Origin of the sequence: Thermaurantimonas sp. (genome assembly GCF_046299575.1) — a bacterium.
Taxonomy (GTDB): Bacteria; Bacteroidota; Bacteroidia; order Flavobacteriales; family Schleiferiaceae; genus Thermaurantimonas.
This window is the reverse complement of record NZ_JBKBHX010000003.1, coordinates 244,318-268,327: the sequence shown is the minus strand read 5'-3', so window position 1 is coordinate 268,327 and position 24,010 is coordinate 244,318. Positions and strand designations below refer to the sequence as shown.

Annotated in this window: 18 protein-coding genes and 2 tRNA genes; 11 read left to right on the top strand and 9 right to left on the bottom strand. The window is 42.2% G+C overall.

Going from position 1 to position 24,010, the window contains the following annotated elements:
• Positions 1 to 2: 2 nt before the first annotated feature.
• Positions 3 to 3,014, bottom strand: coding sequence for a tetratricopeptide repeat protein (locus tag ACK4EX_RS06190; RefSeq protein ID WP_409770838.1), 3,012 nt, complete (start codon positions 3,012 to 3,014; stop codon positions 3 to 5).
• Positions 3,015 to 3,310: 296 nt separating this feature from the next.
• Positions 3,311 to 3,384 (bottom strand) — tRNA-Ala (locus tag ACK4EX_RS06185).
• Between the two features lie 146 nt (positions 3,385 to 3,530).
• Here ACK4EX_RS06185 and rfbA point away from each other — a divergent pair.
• Together rfbA and ACK4EX_RS06175 are read left to right on the top strand one after the other, a co-directional pair.
• Complete coding sequence (gene rfbA, locus ACK4EX_RS06180) at positions 3,531 to 4,400, top strand: glucose-1-phosphate thymidylyltransferase RfbA (RefSeq protein ID WP_409770836.1); 870 nt, start codon at positions 3,531 to 3,533, stop codon at positions 4,398 to 4,400.
• A 91-nt stretch (positions 4,401 to 4,491) separates the two neighbouring features.
• Positions 4,492 to 5,103, top strand: coding sequence for a superoxide dismutase (locus tag ACK4EX_RS06175; RefSeq protein ID WP_409770834.1), 612 nt, complete (start codon positions 4,492 to 4,494; stop codon positions 5,101 to 5,103).
• A gap of 197 nt (positions 5,104 to 5,300) precedes the next feature.
• On the opposite strand, the gene ACK4EX_RS06170 is transcribed toward ACK4EX_RS06175, so the two are convergent.
• The 5 genes from ACK4EX_RS06170 to ACK4EX_RS06150 form a co-directional block, all read right to left on the bottom strand.
• Positions 5,301 to 5,374: transfer RNA gene (locus ACK4EX_RS06170), tRNA-Arg, on the bottom strand.
• 76 nt (positions 5,375 to 5,450) lie between these two features.
• A complete protein-coding gene (locus ACK4EX_RS06165) occupies positions 5,451 to 6,641 on the bottom strand; it encodes a T9SS type A sorting domain-containing protein (protein ID WP_409770832.1) in 1,191 nt (396 codons plus the stop codon).
• Positions 6,642 to 6,675: 34 nt separating this feature from the next.
• Positions 6,676 to 7,314: a Crp/Fnr family transcriptional regulator gene (locus tag ACK4EX_RS06160; protein ID WP_409770830.1), complete on the bottom strand. Its 639-nt coding sequence runs from the start codon at positions 7,312 to 7,314 to the stop codon at positions 6,676 to 6,678.
• Between the two features lie 16 nt (positions 7,315 to 7,330).
• The gene (locus ACK4EX_RS06155) at positions 7,331 to 8,032 is read right to left on the bottom strand and encodes a hypothetical protein (protein ID WP_409770828.1); all 702 of its coding nucleotides are present in this window, start codon (positions 8,030 to 8,032) and stop codon (positions 7,331 to 7,333) included.
• Positions 8,029 to 9,612 (bottom strand): S8 family serine peptidase, encoded by a 1,584-nt coding sequence (locus ACK4EX_RS06150; protein ID WP_409770826.1) that lies wholly within the window; start codon positions 9,610 to 9,612, stop codon positions 8,029 to 8,031. The genes ACK4EX_RS06155 and ACK4EX_RS06150 overlap by 4 nt, the downstream gene beginning before the upstream one ends.
• 547 nt (positions 9,613 to 10,159) lie before the next feature.
• Here ACK4EX_RS06150 and ACK4EX_RS06145 point away from each other — a divergent pair.
• Positions 10,160 to 12,088 carry an SPOR domain-containing protein gene (locus tag ACK4EX_RS06145; RefSeq protein WP_409770823.1) on the top strand — a complete coding sequence of 643 codons (1,929 nt, stop codon included), beginning with the start codon at positions 10,160 to 10,162 and terminating at the stop codon, positions 12,086 to 12,088.
• A 148-nt stretch (positions 12,089 to 12,236) separates the two neighbouring features.
• Here ACK4EX_RS06145 and ACK4EX_RS06140 read toward each other — a convergent pair whose 3' ends face one another.
• Both ACK4EX_RS06140 and ACK4EX_RS06135 read right to left on the bottom strand, forming a co-directional pair.
• Positions 12,237 to 13,547 carry an MFS transporter gene (locus ACK4EX_RS06140; RefSeq protein ID WP_409770820.1) on the bottom strand — a complete coding sequence of 437 codons (1,311 nt, stop codon included), beginning with the start codon at positions 13,545 to 13,547 and terminating at the stop codon, positions 12,237 to 12,239.
• A 75-nt stretch (positions 13,548 to 13,622) separates the two neighbouring features.
• Positions 13,623 to 14,015 (bottom strand): DUF2237 family protein, encoded by a 393-nt coding sequence (locus tag ACK4EX_RS06135; protein WP_409770818.1) that lies wholly within the window; start codon positions 14,013 to 14,015, stop codon positions 13,623 to 13,625.
• Between the two features lie 385 nt (positions 14,016 to 14,400).
• Between ACK4EX_RS06135 and ACK4EX_RS06130 the strand changes: the two genes are divergently transcribed.
• The 8 genes from ACK4EX_RS06130 (at position 14,401) to ACK4EX_RS06095 (ending at position 23,987) form a co-directional block, all read left to right on the top strand.
• A complete protein-coding gene (locus tag ACK4EX_RS06130) occupies positions 14,401 to 17,142 on the top strand; it encodes a T9SS type A sorting domain-containing protein (protein ID WP_409770817.1) in 2,742 nt (913 codons plus the stop codon).
• A 26-nt stretch (positions 17,143 to 17,168) separates the two neighbouring features.
• Positions 17,169 to 17,810: an ABC transporter ATP-binding protein gene (locus ACK4EX_RS06125; RefSeq protein ID WP_409770815.1), complete on the top strand. Its 642-nt coding sequence runs from the start codon at positions 17,169 to 17,171 to the stop codon at positions 17,808 to 17,810.
• A gap of 16 nt (positions 17,811 to 17,826) precedes the next feature.
• Positions 17,827 to 19,017 carry an ABC transporter permease gene (locus ACK4EX_RS06120; RefSeq protein WP_409770813.1) on the top strand — a complete coding sequence of 397 codons (1,191 nt, stop codon included), beginning with the start codon at positions 17,827 to 17,829 and terminating at the stop codon, positions 19,015 to 19,017.
• A gap of 51 nt (positions 19,018 to 19,068) precedes the next feature.
• Positions 19,069 to 19,422, top strand: a complete 354-nt coding sequence (locus tag ACK4EX_RS06115) for a hypothetical protein (RefSeq protein ID WP_409770810.1) — start codon at positions 19,069 to 19,071, stop codon at positions 19,420 to 19,422.
• A gap of 4 nt (positions 19,423 to 19,426) precedes the next feature.
• A complete protein-coding gene (locus ACK4EX_RS06110; protein ID WP_409770808.1) occupies positions 19,427 to 20,191 on the top strand; it encodes an SDR family NAD(P)-dependent oxidoreductase in 765 nt (254 codons plus the stop codon).
• Positions 20,188 to 21,309 carry a DNA-processing protein DprA gene (gene dprA / locus ACK4EX_RS06105; protein ID WP_409770805.1) on the top strand — a complete coding sequence of 374 codons (1,122 nt, stop codon included), beginning with the start codon at positions 20,188 to 20,190 and terminating at the stop codon, positions 21,307 to 21,309. Before ACK4EX_RS06110 ends, dprA begins: the two co-directional genes overlap by 4 nt.
• Positions 21,306 to 23,027, top strand: a complete 1,722-nt coding sequence (gene recJ / locus ACK4EX_RS06100; protein WP_409770803.1) for a single-stranded-DNA-specific exonuclease RecJ — start codon at positions 21,306 to 21,308, stop codon at positions 23,025 to 23,027. The genes dprA and recJ overlap by 4 nt, the downstream gene beginning before the upstream one ends.
• A gap of 63 nt (positions 23,028 to 23,090) precedes the next feature.
• Complete coding sequence (locus tag ACK4EX_RS06095; protein WP_409770800.1) at positions 23,091 to 23,987, top strand: exopolyphosphatase; 897 nt, start codon at positions 23,091 to 23,093, stop codon at positions 23,985 to 23,987.
• Positions 23,988 to 24,010: the final 23 nt, after the last annotated feature.

Genomic DNA, 24,010 nt, shown 5'->3' with positions numbered 1-24,010 from the left:
GATTATTTTTTCTGGGTGAAGTTTTTAATGTCGTTTTTCAGGGCACGAGCTTCGTTTACAAGGTCAGGCGATGAATTCGATTTGATTACAAAATCCAGAGAAAAGTCGGCCTGAAAGTAGTCACGCTCAGCAATAAAGTTTCGCGCCAGTAAAATGAGTGCTCGGTCGCGCAGCTGAATGTTTTCAGGAAAGGCCTCCACGAGGTCGTACACAAGTTTTTTTGAGTCTGAGTAGCGCTGCTGGTTAAAGTAGTTTAATGCTAAATAATACATGCTCTCCGCTTTGTAAATACCGCTACCTGATCGCGCTAGTGTTTCAAAGTCGGCTGCGGCAAGAGCGTGTTGCTGACGATTGAATAAAGCTATTGCTCTGTAAAAAGTAGCCTCCTGGTTTAAAGCCTGGTCGAGATCATGGCGCTGTAAAATGCGGTCGGCCAAGTTCTGGCATTCGTTCCAGTCGCCCATTTGGTAAGCTATTCGCAATAGCTGGTTTTCAGCAGTGAGGCGATTGCTTTCGCGAGCAGTACTAAGGTCAGCAATTTGTCGATACATCCTTCGAGCCGCCGGCCAATCTTTTTGATCGAAATAGAAGCTAGCCGCCCGCATTGAAGCATTTTCGAAGTAGGCATGATTAGGTTTGCCGGCTATACGTTCGTAGATCTGTACGGCATCGGCACGGCGATTGAGCCTCCAGTAGCTATCAGCCATAAAGTTTTCGGCACGTTGAACGAAGATACCCTCCGGAAAACGGCGCAGGTACTCGTCAAAGCCCTGTGCAGCTTCTTGCCAACGCTGCATGCTGTAGAGCTCGTAAGCGTTGTTGTAAAGCGATGAATCGAGCTGGCCGCGCGAAATATTGCCGAGCTTGTTGCGATCTACCCAATCTACGTATTCGCCCATGCGATTGGTTTCGGCATAGATAATCCGTGCGAATCCGATGGCTTCAGCAGCTTCAGGCGATTCAGGATATTGAGCTACAAGATTTTTAAGAATTGCAAGGGCTTCGTCGAAGCGTCGTGCGTTTTTCAGCGCAAGGGATTTACTCATGAGGGCTCGGCGTACTTGCGGATGTCGTGGGTGAAACTTTATAAATTCGTCAAAAGCTCCAGCAGCCTCTGTAAAACGGTCTATTAGTAGCCACGTATTTCCCAGTTCCATACGCGCAGCTGCACGCGTATTGTCGTTAGAGCTTGACTCAATCAGCTTCCTGAGCACTTGAATTTTTTCTTCGTTTTTGTTGAGTAATCCCAAGGCCAGAGCTCTCTGAAAGCGTGTGTAGTCAGGATCAGCACCAGCAGCTTCGGCCCGGGAGTAGAAGTCTTGTGCGAGTTCGAATTGGTTGATCATCATATACGCATCGCCGGTACGCAGTAGTGCATCGCGCCTGCGGGCAGATGTGATGTTCTTTTCGGTCAAAAACTTTCGAAATTCTGTAGCTGCTTGTGCAAATTGTTGTTTTTTGAGATAGCAGTATGCTTTGTTGTAATAATGATTTGGAAATTCTGCTAACAGCGATGCCTGAGGGGTGGATGCAAATTGATTAAAAGCATTTAGGGCTGCATCGTACTCCATTAGTTGATAGTAAGTTTCGCCCATCCAGTAATACGCCAGGGCTGTAAAGCGTGGATTTAATTGATGCTCGAGGCTGCGCTTGAAGTGGGTTATGGCCTGTGCATATTGGCGGCTCGTGTAGCTGCGCACACCCAGGAAGTATTGTACGCGTTGCCAGGCTTCGCGCATTTCTGGTGAATCGAGGCCCGCTTGCTCAAGGGCAATTGCTGCTCGCGCGTAATCGCTGCTGTTGCTGTACAGGCTTGCAAGCAGTCGGTTTATTTCTTTGCGATGACGACTTTGGGGAAAGAGTTTTAAAAATTCTTCAGCGGCTTCAATCGGATTTTGAAATGGTGATGTCTCGGCATAATTGATTTTTACAAAGTTGTAAAAAGCATCTTCTTGTACTTCGCGGTTTTTATCGCTTTGTGCAGCCGCTTTAAAGGCACCTGCAGCTTCTTGTCGCATGCCAAGTTTCAGATAGCAATCACCCAGCATGTAATAGGCATTTTGGGCGATTTCTTCACGGGCATTGGTAATCTTATTGAAAAATTGCACGGCCTCGCCGAATTTGCCGAGTTGATAGTATGTGTAGCCGATTTCGTAATAATCTGTTTGTGAAGGCTTACCTCCTTTTTCCAAAAATTTAGTGTAGTATGCAAGTGCATTTTTGTAATCCTTGCGTCGATAATAGGCATCAGCTACTAACTTGGCAATTTCTGAAGCCCGAGCTGGCTCATCGCCTTCCAAAATTTCTTTGCCTACAGTAAGTAGTTTGTCGTACTCGCCTTTTTTATAGTAAATATGGGCCAGGTAATAGGGTACCATTCCACCGAAATTCTTGTCGTTGCGCAGCTTTTCGAAGTTTACCAAAGCCTCATCGTATCGCTCTTTCATGTAGCAGATGTAGGCGTAGTAATACAAGGCAGGAGCTGCATACTGCGACTTGCCATCTTTCACAGCAGCAAATTGCTTTTCAGCTCCGTCGAGGTCGTCGGTTGAAAAGAGGGAATAACCGTACTGAAATTGAATTTTTGCCCGTTCAGCAGAATTCATCAGTGTCCAGTCAGCTTGCTGGTAATACTTTACTGCGCGCCTGTATTGCCGGTTTTTGAAGAGAAAATCAGCCATATACAGCCTTGCTTCATTTGCCTTAGCACTGGTTTCATAGTCTTGAATGAATTTTTCTAACAAAAACTCCCCATCGGGGTGTAGCATCTGTACGGCTGCAATGGCGAGATAATACTCAGCATTGAGCCGCTGATCTGCCGTAAGATTCTTATTATCAGCCAAAAGTCGTGTGAAAACATCACGGGCAGCGCCGTACATGTTTTGTTGGATGTAAAATATTCCGGTTTGAAAGTCAGCCTCTGGCGAACGTTGAATTTCCGTAAGTTGGCTCTTTACTTCACCTGAACTAAGGGCCAGGATGATTCCAAGTATTCTGGAAATGGCTTTTTTCACGCTAAAAGCAAATTTTTGGGGTAAAATTAGTTCACTCGAATAACTCTTTTTCAATATATAAATACCGTCAATCGATTAACTCCTCAGTAAAACAAAATCGTATGTCTGTCAACCAAAATTTTGTGATTGCGGGGTATTTATTGAAATTAATAATTGACTATAAATGAGCGATTAACTTAAAAGATTTATTACAGTATTTCTCCTTGCAAAAGGTTAAAAAAGCTTGTTGGTATAAATTAAAAATGCAGCAGGAAATAAAAAAACCCACCGTATGATGGTGGGTTTACTAAGCTGCGTGGAGAATATCGGAGTCGAACCGATGACCTCTACAATGCCATTGTAGCGCTCTAGCCAGCTGAGCTAATTCCCCATTTATTTAAGTGGCTGCAAATATACTAACGCGATGATTAATGCAAAGTGAAATTCTGATATGTAAAATTCTTCGCATTTGGCATGGATTCTTTTGTGCGATTTTCTTACTTTCACACTACTTTCACATCGTAAATAAAAAATTGCATGAAAGGAATTGTTTTAGCCGGCGGCAGTGGTACGCGACTTCACCCACTCACCTTAGCCATTAGTAAGCAACTAATGCCTGTGTATGATAAACCAATGGTGTATTATCCGCTATCGACTTTACTCCTGGCAGGTATTCGCGATATATTGATCATCACCACTCCGCACGATGCTCCTCTTTTTCATCGGCTACTGGGCGATGGTAGCCGCATAGGTTGTAACTTTCAATACACTGTTCAACACGAACCCAACGGGCTTGCGCAGGCTTTTGTGTTAGGAAAAGATTTTATCGGAAGCGATAGTGCAGCTCTCGTGTTGGGCGACAACATTTTTTATGGACAGGGCATGGGCCGGCTGTTGGCAACTTGCGAAAATCCCAAAGGTGGTATCGTATTCGCTTATCACGTAAGCGACCCGGAGCGTTATGGCGTGGTAGAATTTGATGAAAACAACCGAGTTATTTCTATTGAAGAAAAGCCCAAGCGCCCAAAGTCGAACTATGCTGTACCCGGGCTGTATTTTTACGACAACGATGTAGTAAAAATTGCATCTGAGATTAAACCAAGTGCGCGAGGTGAGTATGAAATTACCGATGTAAACAACGAATACCTTCGTCAAGGTCGCCTGGAAGTGCGAAAGCTCGAGCGCGGTACAGCCTGGCTCGATACGGGTACATTTACCTCTCTTATGCAGGCTGGGCAATTTGTACAAGTAATCGAAGAGCGACAGGGATTAAAAATCGGATGCATCGAAGAGATTGCCTGGCGTAAAGGATTTATCACCGATGAGCAGTTAGAGGCTGCAGCAGCTCCTCTCTTAAAAAGTGGATATGGTCAATACTTGCTTAATCTTTTAAAGTACAGAAACTGAGTCATCGATAAGTGATTGACAGAATCAATCCGTAGCTAAACTTTTTGAATTTTACCTTTGTTTCGATTTTTAATCAATAAAACCAAGAAAAATGGCTTTTACACTTCCTAACTTGCCTTATGACAAAGCGGCTTTAGAACCGCACATCGATGCCATGACTATGGAAATTCATCATGGCAAGCATCATGCGGCATATGTTAACAATCTGAATGCCGCCATTCAGGGCACAGAGTATGAGAATAAAACCATCGAAGAGCTCATGGCTATCGTAAGTAAGCTGCCTGTAGCCGTGCGCAATAATGGCGGTGGTCACTACAACCATTCCATGTTTTGGCTAATTATGTCGCCAAACGGAGGAGGTGTACCCACAGGTGAGCTCGCTGCTGCTATTGACAAAACCTTTGGCTCTTTCGACAAGATGAAAGAAGAGTTTAACAAGGCTGCGGCTTCCCGTTTCGGCTCCGGATGGGCATGGCTCTGCGTAGGTCCTGACAAAAAGCTTTTCATAACTAGCACTCCTAACCAAGATAACCCACTTATGGATGTTGCTGAACAAAAAGGTACTCCCATTCTGGGTCTCGATGTTTGGGAACACGCCTACTACTTAAAGTATCAAAACCGCAGGCCTGAGTACATCGCAGCCTTCTGGAATGTGGTAAATTGGCCTGAAGTAAGTCGCAGATACCAGGAAGCGATGAAATAAAATTAGACTTTAACAATTTTAACCCGGCTCTGACCGGGTTTTTTTCTTTAAAAGCCGTAATTTCAATTTAAAAAGAAAAAGATTTGGAAAAATTTAACTATCACCCACAATAGAAAATTTCTTGGAATTAAATAGTTTTTGAAAACAATAAAAAAAAGCTGCATCTTAAAGATGCAGCTTTCAAGGTTAATTTTAAGTGATCCGGAAAGGATTCGAACCTTTGACCTACTGCTTAGAAGGCAGTTGCTCTATCCAGCTGAGCTACCGGACCCATTATGCTCCCCTATAGGTGAGCTTCAATAAGGGCTGCAAAACTAAAGAAAATTCGTTTTCAGTTGCCTGTTAAATTATTGTAAAAGCAACTTGTTTGTTACGGTATTTACACCATCGTGAATGCTTATTATCACCATGCCTCTTGGGAGGTCAGCTACATTGATGGCATTATCGCCTTCGGTACAAGAGATCTCCCTGAGAAGTTGGCCATTGATGGAGTAAAATTTTACCAGAGCTGACTTCTCAAGCGTAATGTTCAATACCTCGCGAGCAGGGTTGGGATAATAGGCCACTCGTAGATCGGTAAATGTTTTTTGCCCGAGAGTTCCATTCAGCCAGGCGAAGAGGAAATTTGCCATCTCGGTTACAATGGTATTTCTTCTTGTGGTGTTGTAGGGCAGGTCGTGATCTACGTTCTGAAAAGCAAACAGAGAACTTGCAGAACCGAGATTTTTTACGCGCACATCTATCAGACTTGACCCATCGAGCTGCAAAATGTTGAAACCATTCACTTGTACAAAGCCTCTTCCAAATTTCACCGTGTTATCGGCTGTGCCATGGAAACTCACAATGGGCCTTACGTGCTGCTGAAGTATTATTTGTGTATCGAGCACAGCACCTGCGATATTCACTACCAGATGTGATCTTGAGCTGAAGCCGGGATTTCCGCTGTTTCCCTCAACACCTCCTAGTAATTTAATGAGTGATCGCACTTGTTGAGTTACTACGTTGGTATCGCGCAAATACACAGAGTGCAGCGCAGCTATGCTACCAGCAGAATAGCCACCTGCCACCACGCGGTTTGTGTCAATTCCGTAAGGGTTGCCTTGAGTGGCTGATTTCTTAAAGAACCGCACAGCGGCATTGAAGTCTTGTGTGCCTCTGATGGCAGCCATGATAAATTCTTCAGAAATATTCAGAAAGTTTTGTTGATTGACACCCAATCGATAGGAAATGGAGGCTGTAACATAGCCACGGCGGGCAAAACGCCTGCACAAGTCGGTAATAAATTCATCTTGTCGATTTCCGGCTATGAAAGAGCCTCCGTGAGCGAGGATAATGAGGGGTCTGTTCGTTGCAGAATCATTTGCCGGCTTGAAGATATCGACATAAAGTTTTACTGTGTCGTTGTTCCAGGCTAAACCTTGCCCATATTGTACATCTTTTATGGAGTCAAGTTGTGTGAAAACCTCGTTTAGGTACCTCTGGCCATTAAGCGTTAAAACCAGAAAGAAAGCTGTGCTAAGCGTATAAATTTTCTTCATAGCAGTTAGAATTTTAGAAAAGTAAAAATAACAATTACTTAAATTTTGGCAATAAAACAATCTGGTTTCTGTGAAGTTCAAGCCAACCGCGCTGTTCCATTTTTTTAAGAAGGCGAGATATGACCTCTCTTGAGGAGTTTAGTTCGTCGGCTATTTGCTGATGAGAAATGTTTATGACATTAGAACCATATATTTCTAGTTGGCGCTTCAGATAGAATTCCAGGCGCTCATCCAGCGCTCTAAAGGATATTTGATCAATAGTTTCGAGCATTTCTTCGAAGCGCTTTCTGTAGCTATCGAGCACAAAGCGGTTCCAGCCGGGGTAAGTAGTCATCCATTTTTCGGTAAGGGTAGCTGGTATAAAGATGAGTGTGCAGTCAGTTACAGCCTTGGCAATCACCTCACTGCGCTCTTGTCTGATAGCACAGCTCATACTAAGGGCGCAGGGTTCACCAGCTTTGATATGATAGAGGTAAAATTCGTTACCTTCATTGCCTTCACGATATAGCTTTACTGTGCCTTCATACACGAGCATTGATTGTTTGAAATATTGACCTGACTGTATAATGTAATCACCCGCCATAAATTCGCGTATGATGGCGTGTTCGAGCATTTCTTTTATAAGCTCGTTTTCAAATTCAGGAAATCTTTTTTTAATGTCTATTTCTTGCATAAAATTTTTTTAGGGATTAAAAAAATGAAATCTCAATGCCTGCAACCATGTATTTAACATCACCAATATTTATATACCGAAAAGGAATGGAAAATCGATTAAAGCCCAATCGGGCAGAAAAGCCATAATACCATCGATTGAAGGAATACAAGTTTCCGTCGGTCAATTGTACGGGACTATTGATAAAATTTATCTCTGTTTTTTGATTTAGAGCTGTAACGCCCGTATGTGTGTAGTGATTAGACGTGGCAAAACCTCCTAAGACACCAATTTCTACGAAATTACCAATTTTGCTTTGGGCACCTGAGTATCTGATGCGAATATTTTGCCGAAGTTCGATTTCACCTCTGTTAATTTTATCTTCTTTTTGAGTCGTAAAAAGAGAATATTGAGGTATCGAATCCTTGAATTTATAGGTAAGTTCTATACCGCCAAAGCTTAGTTCTGAAGTTAATGAAAATGTGTTGTTGATTTTGTATTTATATAGTGCAAAAAATTGGAATAAACTTGAGGAAAAAGGTCTGAATTCTAAGTTCGGAAGGGTAGTAGCTGATATACCTGGTAAATAGGAAAATCCAGTATGCACGTAATGTTTTCGATTTTTTCCGTAGGTATAATTTTCGTCTAAAACGCTTTTTGGTTTTTTCAAAACAGTAGTTTGACCAGATGCATTAAAGCACACTAATACGATCAAACTAAGCTTTAATAAATTTTTCATTGGCTTTTTAAATTTAATTCAATGAATTGGTCCTGATAAAAAGCTCTGAAAATTACGGCATCCGGATGAGAAATAGGAATTGAAAATTCCTTTATCGGTATGAGTACCTCATAGTCCAATAATTCGTTTTTTTCATTGGCAATGTGGTAGTAGAAATAGTCAAAAGCTTTAAAATTAGAATTGTTGCTGTGTTCTTCTTCGAGTGAAATTTTTATTTCTAGTATTGAAGATTTTTTATTTACTAAATTGCTCTTCTTGTCGAATGGATTTACTGGGTTTAACATAGAAGTTCGAACAATTGCAGCCGTAAAGGTGCTTCTTTCTTTTTTACCAGTGAAGAAAAAATCTGCCTGGGGTACGCCATACCCATGAGCGTAGTCGAAGTAGGGGTAGAGATGTGAAGATTTTTGAATTTTGTCGAAGTATTCCATTGCTTTTAATCCGGGATACAACTGCATAACACACGCTGCAAAGCCTGTGATCAAGGGCGCTGAAAATGATGTGCCACTTACATCTCCATATCTATCAATTCCCTTTGCAGCCACCGTTGTGCCACTGGCTGCCACATTGGGTTTGAGTTTTCTTTCGGCTGTTGGGCCAAAAGATGAAAAGCCGATTTTCAATCCAGTGTAGGGATTTACACCTCCTACCGAGAGCACGCTGTCGGCATCTGCCGGGGCACCTATAATTTGCCAGTCAAGATCATCGCCCTCGTTGCCTGCTGAATTGATAACCAGGATTCCTTTTGCCACAGCCATGTTTGCAGCTCTCGACACCATTGTGTGTCTTCCATTCATTTGTTCTGGTGAGTATCTCGGTACGGTGTAGCCGAGGCTGCTGTTGATAATTTGAGCGCCCATTTTATCTGCCCATTCAGCTGCTGCCACCCACCACACTTCTTCTTTTAAGATTTCTCGATTCACCTCTGTGATGGCCAGTAGAAACTCGGCATCGGGTGCCAGCCCTATGAAAAGTTTTCCGAATTTTCCTCCAATGTTTGAAAAAGTCGAAAGTCCATGACTATTACCTCGGTAAGCGTGTTGATTCTTTTTGGTGAAATCGAAGGTAGCAAGAATTCGATTTTGGCTGCGGATGTGTTCAAAGGCCGGATGGCGATCGACGTTAGGAAATCCACCATCAAAAATGGCTATTCGCACGCCTTTTCCCGTGATGCCTTTTTCGGCGAAAAGCTGTCCTTTCATCAAGGCGATCTGCCGTTCTGCCAATTCTTGTAAAGTTTCATCGTCGGATGTTACAGAGGGTAGGGAACTGATGACCAACCGGCTTTCTACTTTATTTACCGATTTTACAAACGTAAATTGTTGTATGTGATTTATGGAATAATCATCAGCAATGATGTAGGCTGCATTTAGCCAGCGCGAGGCATATATAACCTCTGCATTACAAGAAGTTAGATATTTTAAAAAAAGCTCGTTAACCGGAAAGTCTGAACTGTCGCATAATGGTACATTGTTTATGAGTCTTCGTTCAATGGCTTTAGGGTCAAAATAGGTAAAAGGATCGAAGGACGTGCCTTTATAGGCAAACTCAACCCAATATCGATCTTTAGGTTGTGCCATTGAAAAAAGCGAAACTAGAAAAACAAAAATTGAATAAATACTTTTCATAATCTCAACCGCCAGTGCGAATAAAGCATTTGAAACTTTAAACTCAAAATTTTAGCAAAAATTAAAAGCAAATTCAAATAATATTCAGAAAAATATGAATGTGTATCATTAAAAAGCTTACTAAATAGTTTTAAGTTCAATATTTTAAGAGTTATTAACAAGATTATTTTTTGAAAGAAAAAATCACTGCGTTTTTGTTGAAAACTTTGTAATACAACACAAAAGAGTTCAGGTGTTACATGCCTGATTATCAACATTCATTTATTGATAAATTTAAAAAAAATGGTTTATTTTCTCACTAAACTAAAGGTATTTTAGTCATAAATACAAGAAAATAGTGAGTACTGCTCAAACTCAGCCAGCCGATTCTACTCAAAAAAAACCAAAAAGAACTAAGTATCTAGTTAGGAAGATAATCGTCATACTATTGATTTTCACACCATTGTGGAGTTTCCTTATCTGGTATTTCTGGCCTAAAAAGCCCATTCGAATTTTTATAATGGACAAAACAGTTTCACGCACCACATACGACGAACACTTGAGTTTGATGTGGGTACTCAATTACAACCGTTTTGTTAAGCCTGACAAAAACAGATACATCAAATCAGAGGACTACTGGGGATTTTTTCCCGTAAACAGACCACAGTTCAAAGTGAGAGACCTTAGCCTTTACTCTGACGAGCAACTCGACAGTATTGCAGAATATTACGACGCGTTTTATTACACCGATGCATATGGCGTTTATTCGAATGAATGGTATCTGAAAGGCAGTATCAACGAACGTTCAACGCTTATTTATGGCGGAGCAAACTTTTCGGAGGTTACTGTAATGGAAAAAATGTTTCAGCAGCGTAAGCTCCTTATCGGTGAGTTTAACCTTGTAGCCTCTCCCACTCCATATGATGTGCGCAAAGCATTGGAAGACCTCTTTCAGTTTCGATATACAGGTTGGACGTTAAGATATTACGACGAATTAGACACGGCAAAAAACCCTGATATTCCCAAATGGATGATTCGCTTGCACAACGAATCTCAGGACAGGCCATGGGATTACAAGGGACCTGGTTTGGCCTATGTGAATGAGAACGGGATAGTATTTGTATTGACAAAAAAAGACGACCTCATTTCAGAAGTTCCAGTAATCAATACAAAAAGAGCATACGCTCAATACTACGGCCTACCTGAGTATTTGAGATATCCCTTCTGGCAAGACGTAGTCATTCCATACGCTGAAGAAAACGTGATTGCCAACTACAGGGTACATCCGAATGAACGGGGCGACAGCTTTCTGATGTACTATCGAATTCCAAAGATTTATCCGGCTGTAATCGGTGACACTGCTGAGGGTTTGCGCTTCTACTTCTGTGGCGACTACAGCGACAACCCATTTGGATTTCTTACTGCTTATTTCAAAGGCATTACCTACATACGCAAGTTGTTTTACAACAACCAGGATTACAACGATCGCCGAAAATTCTTTTGGGAGTATTATCAGCCTTTGGTTCGAAAAATATTGCACGATTACTATTTCAGAAAAGACAGAATAGACCGATCTACTTTGCGACCACTGCCAAAAAGAGCTTCAAGAAGGAGATCTGGAGGGTACATTCCGGAGGTTAAAAATATTCAAGCCGAACTTGCAGATAAAAAATTGAAGATTGACCTCACTCCATCGCCTTTGCCCTACGGACTGAGAAAAATGCAAGCACTGCTATATCAAGAAACAAAAGCTGAAGTAACTCCAACAAGCGAACAAATCACTTTCGAAGACAACCAACAGGCACTTCCTACTACCAGAAGTGAAGAAAAATTAAAACAGAATACTGCTGAAGAAAGCACAAAAGAAAAAGATATTAAATCAAGCTCGGAAGTAACTGATAAAAAGCCGGCTCGATCGCCTAGTAATACAGAAAAGCCTTTAAGAGAGACACCTAAAGCGGAAGAAAAACCTGCACAAACGACTACTGCAAAAGAGCAGCGAACTATGCCAACCCTGCAAACACCAAAAGAAAAACCATCAGATACACCTGTAGAATCAGAAAAACCCTATGTTTCGCAAAAAGCCTTTATCGACCGTTTGGTAGTACTTACGCGTAGTGGTGCTTTCGTGCGCGGAAGAGATTATTTTAAAGATGCATCAGCCAATAATGGAAATACTTCTTACAGCCAGTTATCAACTGCTCAAGGCATATCTTCAGCCGTGTCAAAATCGGCCGGACAAGGTTGGAAATTGATTGTCGCATCTTTTACAAGCGAAGAAAATGCGAAACTATTTGTAGCTGGGCGCTCTGAATTTGAGATTGTTAAAATTCCGGGAACGCCTTATTTCAGAATAGCAGTGAAAACCTATGCCACGCTCCGAGAAGCAAAAGCTGATATTGCAAACATTAAGTCTTCTTATCCAGATGCCTGGCTTTTGAGGATTTAAAATCTCTTATGCTTAATTGAAAAAATACATAACTCAATAAGCTCCAGCATTAATAAAAGGGATGATATTTACAAGCCTTCCTTTAAATAATTAAAAGCGAATAAAGTTTTGTCACAAATTTTTATTTTAAGATAAGGATTAAGATATTTTATACGTCTTTAATCACAAAAGGTGCTACGATACCTGCCAACGTCATCGACATTCCAGAAAACACCAGCATCCACACAGCCTCACCGCCAGCCAGGCTAAGCAATAATCCGCCTGTAAGACCGGCTACAATCTGCGGTATGGTGATGGTCGCATTAAATAGACCCATATATACACCAGTGTCTTGAGCGGGCAATCTGGATGAAAGCAGCGCATATGGCATAGCTAGAATGGCAGCCCATGCTACACCTATGCCTATCATAGGCACCAGCAATAAATATTGATTTTTAATCAGTAAGATGCTAATTAAGCCGATGCCACCCGCAATCAGCGAAAGAGCATAAACGGTCTTTCTTCCGTATTTATCAGCGAGCTTAGGCATAAGAAGACTATACAGGGCAGCAAATACGCTGTAGGCTGCGAAGAGAATTCCTGTCCAGTTGCCTGCGTCATTAAATTCTTTTGATTGTGCATCCGTCGTATTCCAAATGTTTTCAGCTAAGGCTTGGGTAGTGTATACCCACATGAGAAAGAGCGAAAACCAGCTCAAAAATTGGGTAACTGCCAGTTGATACATTATTTTTGGCACATCGGTCAAAAGTTTGAGAAAGTTTCTGCGCGGTTTATCGTCTTCGATATCGTTGTACTCTGCATATTCTTTTGGTGGGTATTCACGGGTGTTGATTGCAGTCCAAATCACTGTGAGAAAAAGAGTGGCTCCTCCGATGTAAAACGACCAGATAACGGTAGCGGCTACTTTTTCGCCCTCACCTGGCGTATTGCTTATGCCAATAAATGTGAGAATAGCCGGCAATACACTACCTAACACCGCACCGAGATTGATCAGAAAACTCTGAATGCTGTAGCCCAGGTTGCGCTGCCGATCGGGCACCATGTCACTCACTAAGGCTCTGAAAGGCTGCATGGTTACGTTAAATGAAGTATCCATGAGCAGCAGCATAAAGGCTCCAAAAATCACAGGAGGCATCAGGTGGGCGTAGTATTCACTGTTTGGCATAAAAAACATGGCAATGGCCGATACGATGGCTCCGCCCAGAATAAAAGGAATACGGCGGCCAAAGCGCGTCCAAGTTTTATCGCTCGAAAGCCCTACGATGGGCTGTACGATTAGTCCGGCAACGGGAGCCGCCAGCCAAAACAAGCTCAAGTGATGCACATCGGCCCCCACGGCTGATAAAATTCGACTCGTGTTAGCGTTTTGAAGGGAATAACCTATCTGAACGCCTAAAAAGCCAAAACTCAAATTCCAGATTTGCCAAAAAGAAAGAAGAGGTTTCTCTTTACGAGCCATAAACAGAGCTTTAACATTTTTTTCAGGGGCCTAAAGTAAAAAAGTTTTTACATCGCAAGTGTATTCTCTACACTTTTAGCCATTTGTATCTAAAGTATTGTTTTTCAAAGCGAATTGGATTAAAATGTCGATGTCGATGTAGCGCAGTGCTGCTTTGTGGGTGGCTTCGGGTATAATATAAGGTGCGCATCCTGCGTCATAGGCTTCCTTCCAGCGCAAGGCACAAAGGCACCACCTGTCGCCGGCTTTTAGTCCCGGAAAATCGTACTCCGGACGAGGTGTGATTAAATCATTGCCCATTCTTCTGGAAAATAGTAAAAACTCCTCAGTCATCACCGCACATACTGTGTGGCAACCTACATCTTCGGGACCAGTGTCGCAGCATCCGTTTCTAAAAAAGCCGGTCAGTGGCTTTCTGCTGCATTCTTCCAGAGGAAGATCAAATATGTTTAAAGAGGTGTCTTTCATGGTTTTTTGCGTTTTTACTTTTCCAAAAGTAAAGCGTTTTGATTTTCTTAAAATTTTTTTAAAACTTTGTGCATAAAATGCTCTTATTCGGAGGCTATATCTTAATGAGTCATTCAAAAAACAGATAAAAATAAATTTTTAAGTAAAAAATGATAATTTGAGATTATAAATTTTTAGAAAATATTGCTACTACAATAGGTTAATTTTACAAAAAGCTCCTTTAGAAATTATGAGAAATGTGAAGCAAAATGCTATAAATATAAGATTTCAGGAACCTATAGATCTTTGAGCCAAGATTATCGGATTTCTATAATCGGTGGTTACAGGTCACAGATTACACTTCTCATTAATTCGTATATTCATGCACTTTTAAGATTTTATAACGATGCGTGGTCGATCAGGCATTTTGCTTTTCCTAACTGCTATAAATATTTCATTGGGTCAAGTCGATTTTGAATTCTATAAGAACATTCCGGTACAGATTTCTGGTAATGTTTTGACTCAACCATGGATTGGAGGTATGAGCCATATGCACTTTGCCGAAATTGACCTCGACTTCGATGGAATGGAAGATCTTTTAGCGCTTGATCGAATGGGCAATAGGCCAATGGTTTTCCTTAGAAAGGGGATGGCCGGCAATTATACCTTTGAGTACAATTACGAAATCAGCAAAAAGATTCCTGAATTGCGTGGTTTTATCATAACTGCTGACATCAATTGCGATGGAAAAAAAGATCTATTTACGGGAAACATGTTTGCCGGTATTCTACTCTATCTGAATACCAGCTCAAATGGCAATTTACAGTTCACAAAAAATCCCAACGGAGACTTCCTCTTTTCCCAGTTTGGCACCATAAGTTCTACAATTTTTAATAACCCACTGTCTATACCTGTAATAGCCGACATTGATGGGGACAATCGCTTAGACATCATCAATCAAAGCGTTTTTGAGGATCGTTTTGAACTGCATACAGCCGTTCAGCCCTGTACCACACATTTTCAGCAAGTGAAATTGTGCTGGGGAGGTTTTGTGAAAAGCGATTTGTTTCTGGCTCTGAAGCTAATGACATGCAGTATCAACTCACTTTACGACAATGTAATTATCCCGGAAAAGGTACAGCATCTCGGTGCAGTAAACGCAGCAGTATTTGACCTCTCAGGCAATGGCCGACTCGATATGCTTATGAGCGAAGAAGACTATCCCACGCTCACGGCGGTTTTTAATACCGGTGCTAATAATGTGGACGCGTGGATGACATCACAAGATACCGCTTTTCCATCAAATTCACCTATTGTGCTGCCGTACAGTCCTTCACCTGTCTTCATAGACATCGACAAAGACGGAAAACGCGATTTAATTGTCAGTCCACGACAATTCAACGGGAAGATGAAAAACAGTGTGTGGTATCTAAAAAATGTGGCCACCGGACCCGGCGCCCAGTTTCAGCTTCAAACAAAATCTTTTTTACAAGATCAAACAATCAATCTCGAATATTGCGCATACCCACTTATTAAAGATTTGGATGGTGACGGTAAACCAGATTTAATCGTTGGTCATCATGGGCATGAGGTAGATAGCTCGGTATACAGGGGCAGATTGTATTTTTTCAAAAATATAAGCAGCGGTAGCATGCCTGCTTATGTGCTAAGCGATACGAATCTGGCGAATACTTGGCAGCTTAATTCAGCAAATGTGTATCCTGCGCTAGGCGATTTGGATGGAGATGGCGATTTGGATTTAATCGTCGGATTAGCCAATGGAACACTTTCTTATTTCCAAAACACCGGATCTGCCACCAATCCTCAATGGGCTGCTCCTGTAAATAATTATGCCGGCATACAAGCAGGGCAGTGGGCAGCTCCCGAATTAGTGGATGTAGACGGCGATGGATTGCTTGATTTGCTGGTTGGAAATCGTACGGGTTATCTCCTTTACTACCGCAATACAGGCACAGCTACTGCTCCTCTGTTTACTTTGGTTAATGCTCGATTTGGGGGGGTTGATACGCGAGGACAGTTTGACTTTCAAGGATATGCTATGCCACGGCACTTCGTACATCAGGGTAAGAAACTCCTGGCCGTGGGTAGCTTAAGTCAAGGCATTTACATGTATGACAGCCTAAGTCTCATCTCTCAAAAACCCGAACAAATCACTCAAACCATAGGAACATCCACACACACACTGTCAAATGCAGATGTAACTCCATTTGGTACAAGCCGTCGAACTGGCAGGAACCAAATTCTCTACCGAGCATCAGACCTGAAGGCTAATGGTCTGGTGGCAGGCCGAATCACTCATATTGGTTTTAATGTAACGTCTTCAGGAAATTTTTACATAAGCCAAGGTATCAGCATTCGAATGAAAAACACTTCTCTTAATGCTCTAAATCAGTTCGATACATTAGGGTTTAGAGAAGTGTTTAACCAAATGCTCATTCTTTCTCAAGGTTGGAATAACATACAGCTTACCAACTCCTTCTTATGGGATGGAACATCAAATCTGGTGATCGAGATCTGTTTTTCGCAAAATATTCCCAATCAAGACATTGTGCTTACAGGTCACGATGCTGGCTATCAGGCCAATGCATATGGCAACATTCAGGGCTTCAATACCATTTTCGCCAATGGATGCGAGATGCCTTATCAGGCAGCCTCCAACATTAGGCCTGATATGCGCTTTACACTTTTACCATCACTATACGACTATGGGCAGAAAATTGTGGAGGGTCAATTAAATGCTGCTGCTTTATACGATTTTGACAACGATGGCTGGCCTGAAATGATTCTTGGCAATGCTTCAGGAGGCATGCATTTCTTTAAAGGAAAAGCTCCTTCAAACATCGGATTGCCCAATGAAAACGAGGTAGCCACATCATCTACTTACGCGCTCTTTCCCAATCCGGCATCAGATTTTTTAATCATTCGAAATAAGACCTCGCAAGAAGGTAAACTAAAATATGCCATCTATACTGTAGATGGCAGAAATGTACTTCGGGGAGAATCAACTTGGATAAACAGTCAATATCAGCTCAATACATCGACGTTGGCTCCCGGAATGTATATCTTGTATCTTTCTTCTTCACCCGGAGAGACGCACGCTTTGAAGTTTATCGTCGGTCAGCCTTAAATTCGGCTGTTCGAAAAGTACGTGAAATGACTTTAGTAGTAGAGACGCGTTCACTCAAATTTTCGTATCAAAAAGATGTTGTCTTTTCTTACAGCGATATTACGCTCAATCAAGGAGATGTTTTATTTGTATTGGGCAGGTCAGGTTCAGGTAAGTCTACCCTGCTAAATTTATTGGCAGGATTTTTAACACCTGTAAGTGGTGAAATTGCAATTAATGGCACTTTACTCCAGCAGTTATCACCCTCTAAGCGCGATGTATTCAGAGGCAGACATATTGGTATTGTTTTTCAAAAAAATGTGTTTTTGAGGTCAGTGAGCATTTTGGAAAATTTAAAATGGGCAGCCTATGCAGCTGGAGTTTCTTTTGATGCTGCACATGCTGAATTTTTGCTCAAAAAGCTTGGAATTTTAGAAAATAAGCACAAAAAACCTCATCAGCTCAGTCAAGGAGAGCAGCAAAGAGCCTCAATAGCCCGCGCTTTGGTAAACAGGCCAAAACTCGTATTAGCAGATGAGCCAACCTCAGCACTCGACGACCACAACGCCCTTGAAGTAATTGATTTATTAAAAAGTACAGCTCGCCAACAGAATGCTTCACTCATTGTTGTAACACACGATCGAAGAATTGTAAATAGCGATGACGCTGTATATCACATTTCGCAATAAGAAGAATTGAATTAATATGAAAAATTTAAAGCTTGCACTGTTTAACATACTCGATTCGCCGACTCGCAGCTTTATCTCCGTGCTTCTCATGGCGTTTGGAATTGGAATGATCGGATTAATGCATTTTTTCGCCTCGAATGTTGAAGCCCAGTTCCAAGGCAATTTGCGGGGCGTAGATATGATCGTAGGAGCAAAAGGCAGCCCACTACAATTGGTCTTATGTGGTATATACCACATCGATGCGCCTACAGGCAATATTCCCCTCCATGAAGTTCAAGAACTTCGTAAAAATCAATGGGTCAAAGAACTCATTCCTATAAGTCTTGGCGACAATTATCAGGGCTACCGAATTGTAGGCACCGACAGCACCATTTATGCTCATTACGATTTAAAAATTCTTCAGGGAAAACCCTTTAAAAAGCCTTTGCAAGCCATCATCAGTGAACGCCTGGCAAAGGAGTTAAATCTTTCTTTAAATCAAAAAATCGAGGGCACACATGGGTTAGCTGCTGGCAGCGACGATGCCCATCATCATCCTTACAAAATTGTCGGAATATTTAAAAATACTGGTACAGTAGCTGATCAGTTGATTTTTACTTCCCTTGAAAGTGTGTGGGAGGTACATCAGGAGCATTCAAACGACCATGCAGAAGAAGATGAGCTTAAAGAAATCACTTTGGCTCTCATAAAATTCACTGGACCAATGGCAAACTTTTCTTTGCCCAGGCTTATCAATCAAAACAGCAGCATGCAGGCAGCTCTGCCGGCTATTGAAATCAACAGAGTATTCAATCTAATAGGTATTGGAGTTGAAATTGTTAATTGGATTGCTTTGGTGCTGATTGCTCTCTCTGTAGTCAGTTTAGTATTTTCTCTATTTCAGTCACTTAGCAGTCGAGTACATGAGTTGTCGCTTTTAAGAGTTTTAGGTTATCGACCCATTGGAATTTTCGGTTTGATATTGAGTGAAGGACTAATTATCTCCCTTGTGGGTGGATTTTTAGGAGTTGCTTTAGCCAAAATAGGTCAAAAGTTGCTAAGCGATTATGCTGTCAATGCCTTCCGGTACAGTTTTGAATATGGTTTATCGGCTGATGATGCTTTTTTGATGCTTTTGGCCCTGATAACAGGAATAATAGCTTCCCTTCTACCTGCCATTCGGGCCTATACCCAATCAATGGTATTAACCATTCAAAAAGCATTTTAGACACATAGTTTTGTGGAATTAAAGGATGCACGTAAGTATTTTTGTACAAATATGACAGACCGTGATGTAATGCGCGAAAAATGGAACCGACTGGTCAAGGAACTCAGCCATACCTTTAGTCAGGGTGAAGATATTGATTTAGACGGTATTCTCTTTTTAATCGGGGTACAAGAGCTCGGCAAAGGATACCAAAAGTTTAAAAAAGACGAAAAGATAAATCTAATGCACATAGCCATTTGCAGAGTCTTGGAGCCTTATGGTTATTATGCGTTTGAAGGTATAGATGCCGACGGTTGGCCACACTACAGGCTCATTCAGTCCTTACCATACCTAAAGCCTGGTGAACAGAGCTGGCTTATGAAGGAGGCCGTAATTCACTATTTTGAAGAATTGGGAGTGATTTAATCGTATGAGTAAAAAAATTATTTGGATTACCGGCGCAAGTGCAGGTTTTGGTGCTGCCACTGCCCTTAGGATGGCAAAAGAAGGCCATACTTTAGCCCTTTTTGCTCGTAGAAATGAGAAACTCGAATATATAGCCCGGCAATGTAAAGCGTTGGGATCAATAACAGAAGTTTTTGTACTCGATGTGCGCGATGCTCAGGAGGTAAACAGGCAAACGAAAAGGGCTTTTGAACTGCTTGGTGCCCCAGACGTACTAGTCAACAACGCCGGATTGGCCCTTGGCTTGGATCGATTTGATCAGGCAAATCCCGATCACTGGAATCAGATGATCGACACAAACATCAAAGGCCTGTTGTACATGGGCAGGGCAGCTGCTGCCTACATGGTAGAGGCTGGTAGAGGGCATATCGTCAATATTGGTTCCTTAGCCGGAAAAGAGGTGTACCCCGGAGGCCATGTGTACTGTGCAACGAAGCATGCTGTTGAGGCCATTACCAAAGGAATGCGACAAGATCTGTTCAAATTTGGCATACGCGTCAGTCAGATTTCTCCAGGCTTAGCCGAGACGGAGTTTTCCATTGTTCGCTTTGAAGGAAATTTGGATAGAGCCAAGGCTGTGTATCACGGCATACAACCGCTTACTGCCGAAGATATAGCCGAATGCATCGCCTTTGTAATTCATCAGCCCCAGCATGTGTGCATTCACGATATTGTGCTTACGCCTACGACTCAGGCAACTTCTACCCTGATCAATCGCAACCACGTATGACACTAAGCGAAGAGGAACTTTACCACTTTTTAGCCTTGCAGCTGGTGCCGGGCATTGGTAATACACTCTCGAAAACACTTATTTCGTATCACAAGACAGCAGTAGGAATTTTTAAAGCTTCTGTAAAAAATTTGGCTCGTACACCCGGAATCGGGGAAACGCTAGCAAACCGAATCAAAGAATTCATTCAGGTTGAAAGAAAGACAATCGACAAAGAGTGGGAATTTCTTCAAAAAAACAGCATCCGCGTTTTGCCATTTTACTCCAGTGAATTTCCAGAAAAGCTCAAGGCTTTATCTGTTTCACCTGCAATACTTTTTGTAAAAGGCAATATCCATTTAAACAATCATCGAATGGTGGCTATCGTGGGTACCCGAAAGGCTACTGCCTACGGTGTGAATGTGACCAAAAAAATTGTAGAAGATCTCAAGCCATTTAATGTTTGTATTGTTAGCGGCTTAGCCTATGGTATCGATATAGCTGCGCACAAAGCAGCCCTCGAAGCTGAGATACCCACTGTAGCTGTGGTAGCGCATGGATTAGATCGCATCTATCCGCCCTCGCATACTGCAGTGGCCAATCGAATGGCCGAAAACGGCGGAATTGTGTCAGAGTATTTCAGAGGTGTAAAACCTGACAAAGAGAATTTTCCGGTGCGCAATCGCATTGTAGCCGGAATGAGCGATGTCATCATTGTAGTAGAAGCCGCTGAGACGGGTGGGGCATTGATCACTGCAGATTTTGCGAGGAATTTTAAACGCGATGTGTTTGCAGTGCCCGGTCGCATTGGAGATACTTATTCAGAAGGAGCCAATGCTTTAATCAACTCAGGAAAAGCTTACATGTATACCAAAGTAGATGACCTTCTGCAAAAGCTGCAATGGGATGAACATGGTCAACAGGAAAGAGTCAGAGTAGTTCAAACCAACCTATTTCCAGAACTTACTGAAGTCGAACAACGCCTTTTTGACATCGTGCGCAAGGCCGATAAAATTCATATTGAACAACTTCGCGATGCTGCCGACTTACCCATTTCGCAGCTTATTCCAATTCTTACTGAATTAGAGATAAAAGGTGCAATCATTGGATTGCCAGGTAAAATGTATCAAGCATTATGAGCCTTCAAAACGCCCTTTGGGTTATACGAAATCAAGAAATTACAGAAGAAATACACCAGCTCAGTCGAGCCCTCAACTTCGAACCCGAATACACAGCTCTACTCTTCAGCAGGGGCGTCACTACCTTCGAACAAGCGCGACGATTCTTTAAACCAAGCTATGATGATTTATACGATCCGATGCTTTTTCGCGATATGGATGAAGCTGTGGAGCACCTGGCTCTCGCGGTTCAACGCGGTGAAAAAATCATGTTTTACGGCGATTATGATGTAGATGGCACCACCTCAGTGGCTTTGATGAGCCGCTTTTTCCGTTCGTTTTATCCCAACTTTATCACGTATATCCCAGACCGTTATACCGAAGGCTATGGGCTTACCCTTAGAGGTGTTCAATACGCTAAGTTATCGGGCGTCCACACCATAGTAACCCTCGACTGTGGCATCAAATCCGTAGAGCTGGCTAAGGAAATTCGTCATCTGGGCATGCATTTGATTGTCATCGATCACCATACACCAGGGCATACCTTTCCTGATGCAGTGGCAGTAGTCGATGCTAAAAGACCTGACTGCCCATATCCATACAAAGAGCTTTCTGCATGTGCTGTAGCTTTCAAGTTAGCTTGTGCACTGGCTGATCGATTTTGCATTGACAAAGGTCAACTCTACGACTTACTTGACTTAGTGGCCTTAAGCATTGGGGCCGATATGGTTCCGCTTACTGATGAAAACCGCATCCTGATGATGATGGGATTGCAAGTGCTCAACAGCAAACCTACTCTGGGTCTGGCAGCCTTGATAAAATCAGCCGGAATCACTGGACCTATCACATCGTATCACGTTGGGTTCATTATCGGGCCGCGCATCAATGCAGCCGGCAGAATAGATCATGCCAATGTAGCCCTTGAATTGCTTACCACTGATGACCTTAATAAAGCTACAGAAATTGCCAACCAAATTGAAAGCTTGAATGCAGAGCGAAAATCCATTCAAGACCTTACAGCCAATGAGGCCATTTCAATGGTAAAATCCAATCCAGAGCGGTATAATTACGCCATAGCTCTTTATGGGAAAGATTGGTTAAAAGGTGTACTTGGAATTGTGGCTGCACGTCTCGTTGAGGAATTTTATAGACCAGCCATTGTATTTACTGAAAGTCAAGGCAAGCTTGTGGGCAGTGCACGTAGCACCCCGACAGTAGATATTTACAATGTATTAGAGAGATGCGAACAACATATTTATCAGTATGGTGGCCATCGCCAGGCTGCTGGCGTCACGGTACTCCCAGAGAAATTTGAAGAATTCTTTTCTGAATTTAACCATCAGGTCAAAAGCCTTTCGACCATAGATGACCGCCAACGGACTCTGGTAGCTGAAGCAGTAATACGCTTAGCACAGATCGACGAGAAATTTACCCGCCTCTCCACTAAGCACTTACAGCCCACCGGCTATGGTAATCCAACGCCTTTGTTTGTCTCCAGAAAATTAAAAGTATTGGAAAGTAGCCGGCTGATGGGGGCCGATCAAAGCCACATTCGTTTGCACCTGCACGAAGAAATGACTAATACGACTAAGGAAGCCGTATGGTTTTCGAAAGGGCATTATTTTGAACAAATACGAAGCGCATCAGCTGTAGATGTAATGTATCGCGTCGAGTTTAATGATTTTCGGAACGAGCGCCGTATTCAGCTCAGGGTAGAAGATATCGCGCTACATTCCTGATGTTTAGTACATAGTCACTTTGTGCGTATGGGAGTATTTTTGAAGAATTAAAATTTTACATTAATGATCATTAAGCACCTGGCGGCTATTGACATCGGTTCTAACTCCATCCGATTACTCATTGCCAATATTATTAAAACCCAAAAAGAAACCTATTTCAAAAAAAGCTCCCTTACCAGGCTACCTATAAGGCTTGGCAGCGACTCGTTTGTAAAAAAATCCATTTCAAAAAAAACAGAAAAAAAGATCATTGCCGGCATGCTAGCCTTCAAATATCTGATGGAGGTAAATGAAGTATCGGCATATAGAGCATGTGCTACAGCAGCTATGCGCGATGCCGCCAACGGACAAGAGGTGATCGAAAAAGTGAAAAAAGAGACCGGGATTCGGATAGAAATCATCTCTGGCGAAGAAGAAGCACGACTAATTAAAAACAACGAATTTCTTACCAAACTCACCGAACAGGAGCCCAACGTGCTCTACATCGATGTAGGGGGTGGTAGTACCGAACTCACACTCATTCAGAGAGGTATAGTAACTGCCTCTCGTTCGTTTAACGTAGGTACTGTGCGTTTGCTAAACGGACTGGTAAAAGAAGATGATTGGAATGTCTTAAAACATTGGCTTCGTGAGCATACCCAAGGCATTGGAGATGTGGTGATGATTGGTAGCGGAGGCAACATCAACAAAATTTTTAAAATGAGTGGTAAAGCCCAAGGTGTGCCTTTGACGCGAGAATATTTGGAAAGCACATTCGACTATTTACAAAAGTTTACAAAAGAGGAATTGATTTTAAAATTGGATTTAAATCCCGATCGCGCGGATGTAATCACTCATGCGTGCCGGATTTATTTAAGTGTAATGCGCTGGGCAGGGGCTGATCGCATTTATGTGCCGCAGCTCGGTCTCGCTGACGGCATTGTGAGGGCGTTATACAAAGACCTGGTTGAAAAGCTTTGATTTAAAAACAAGAAAGCCTGGCA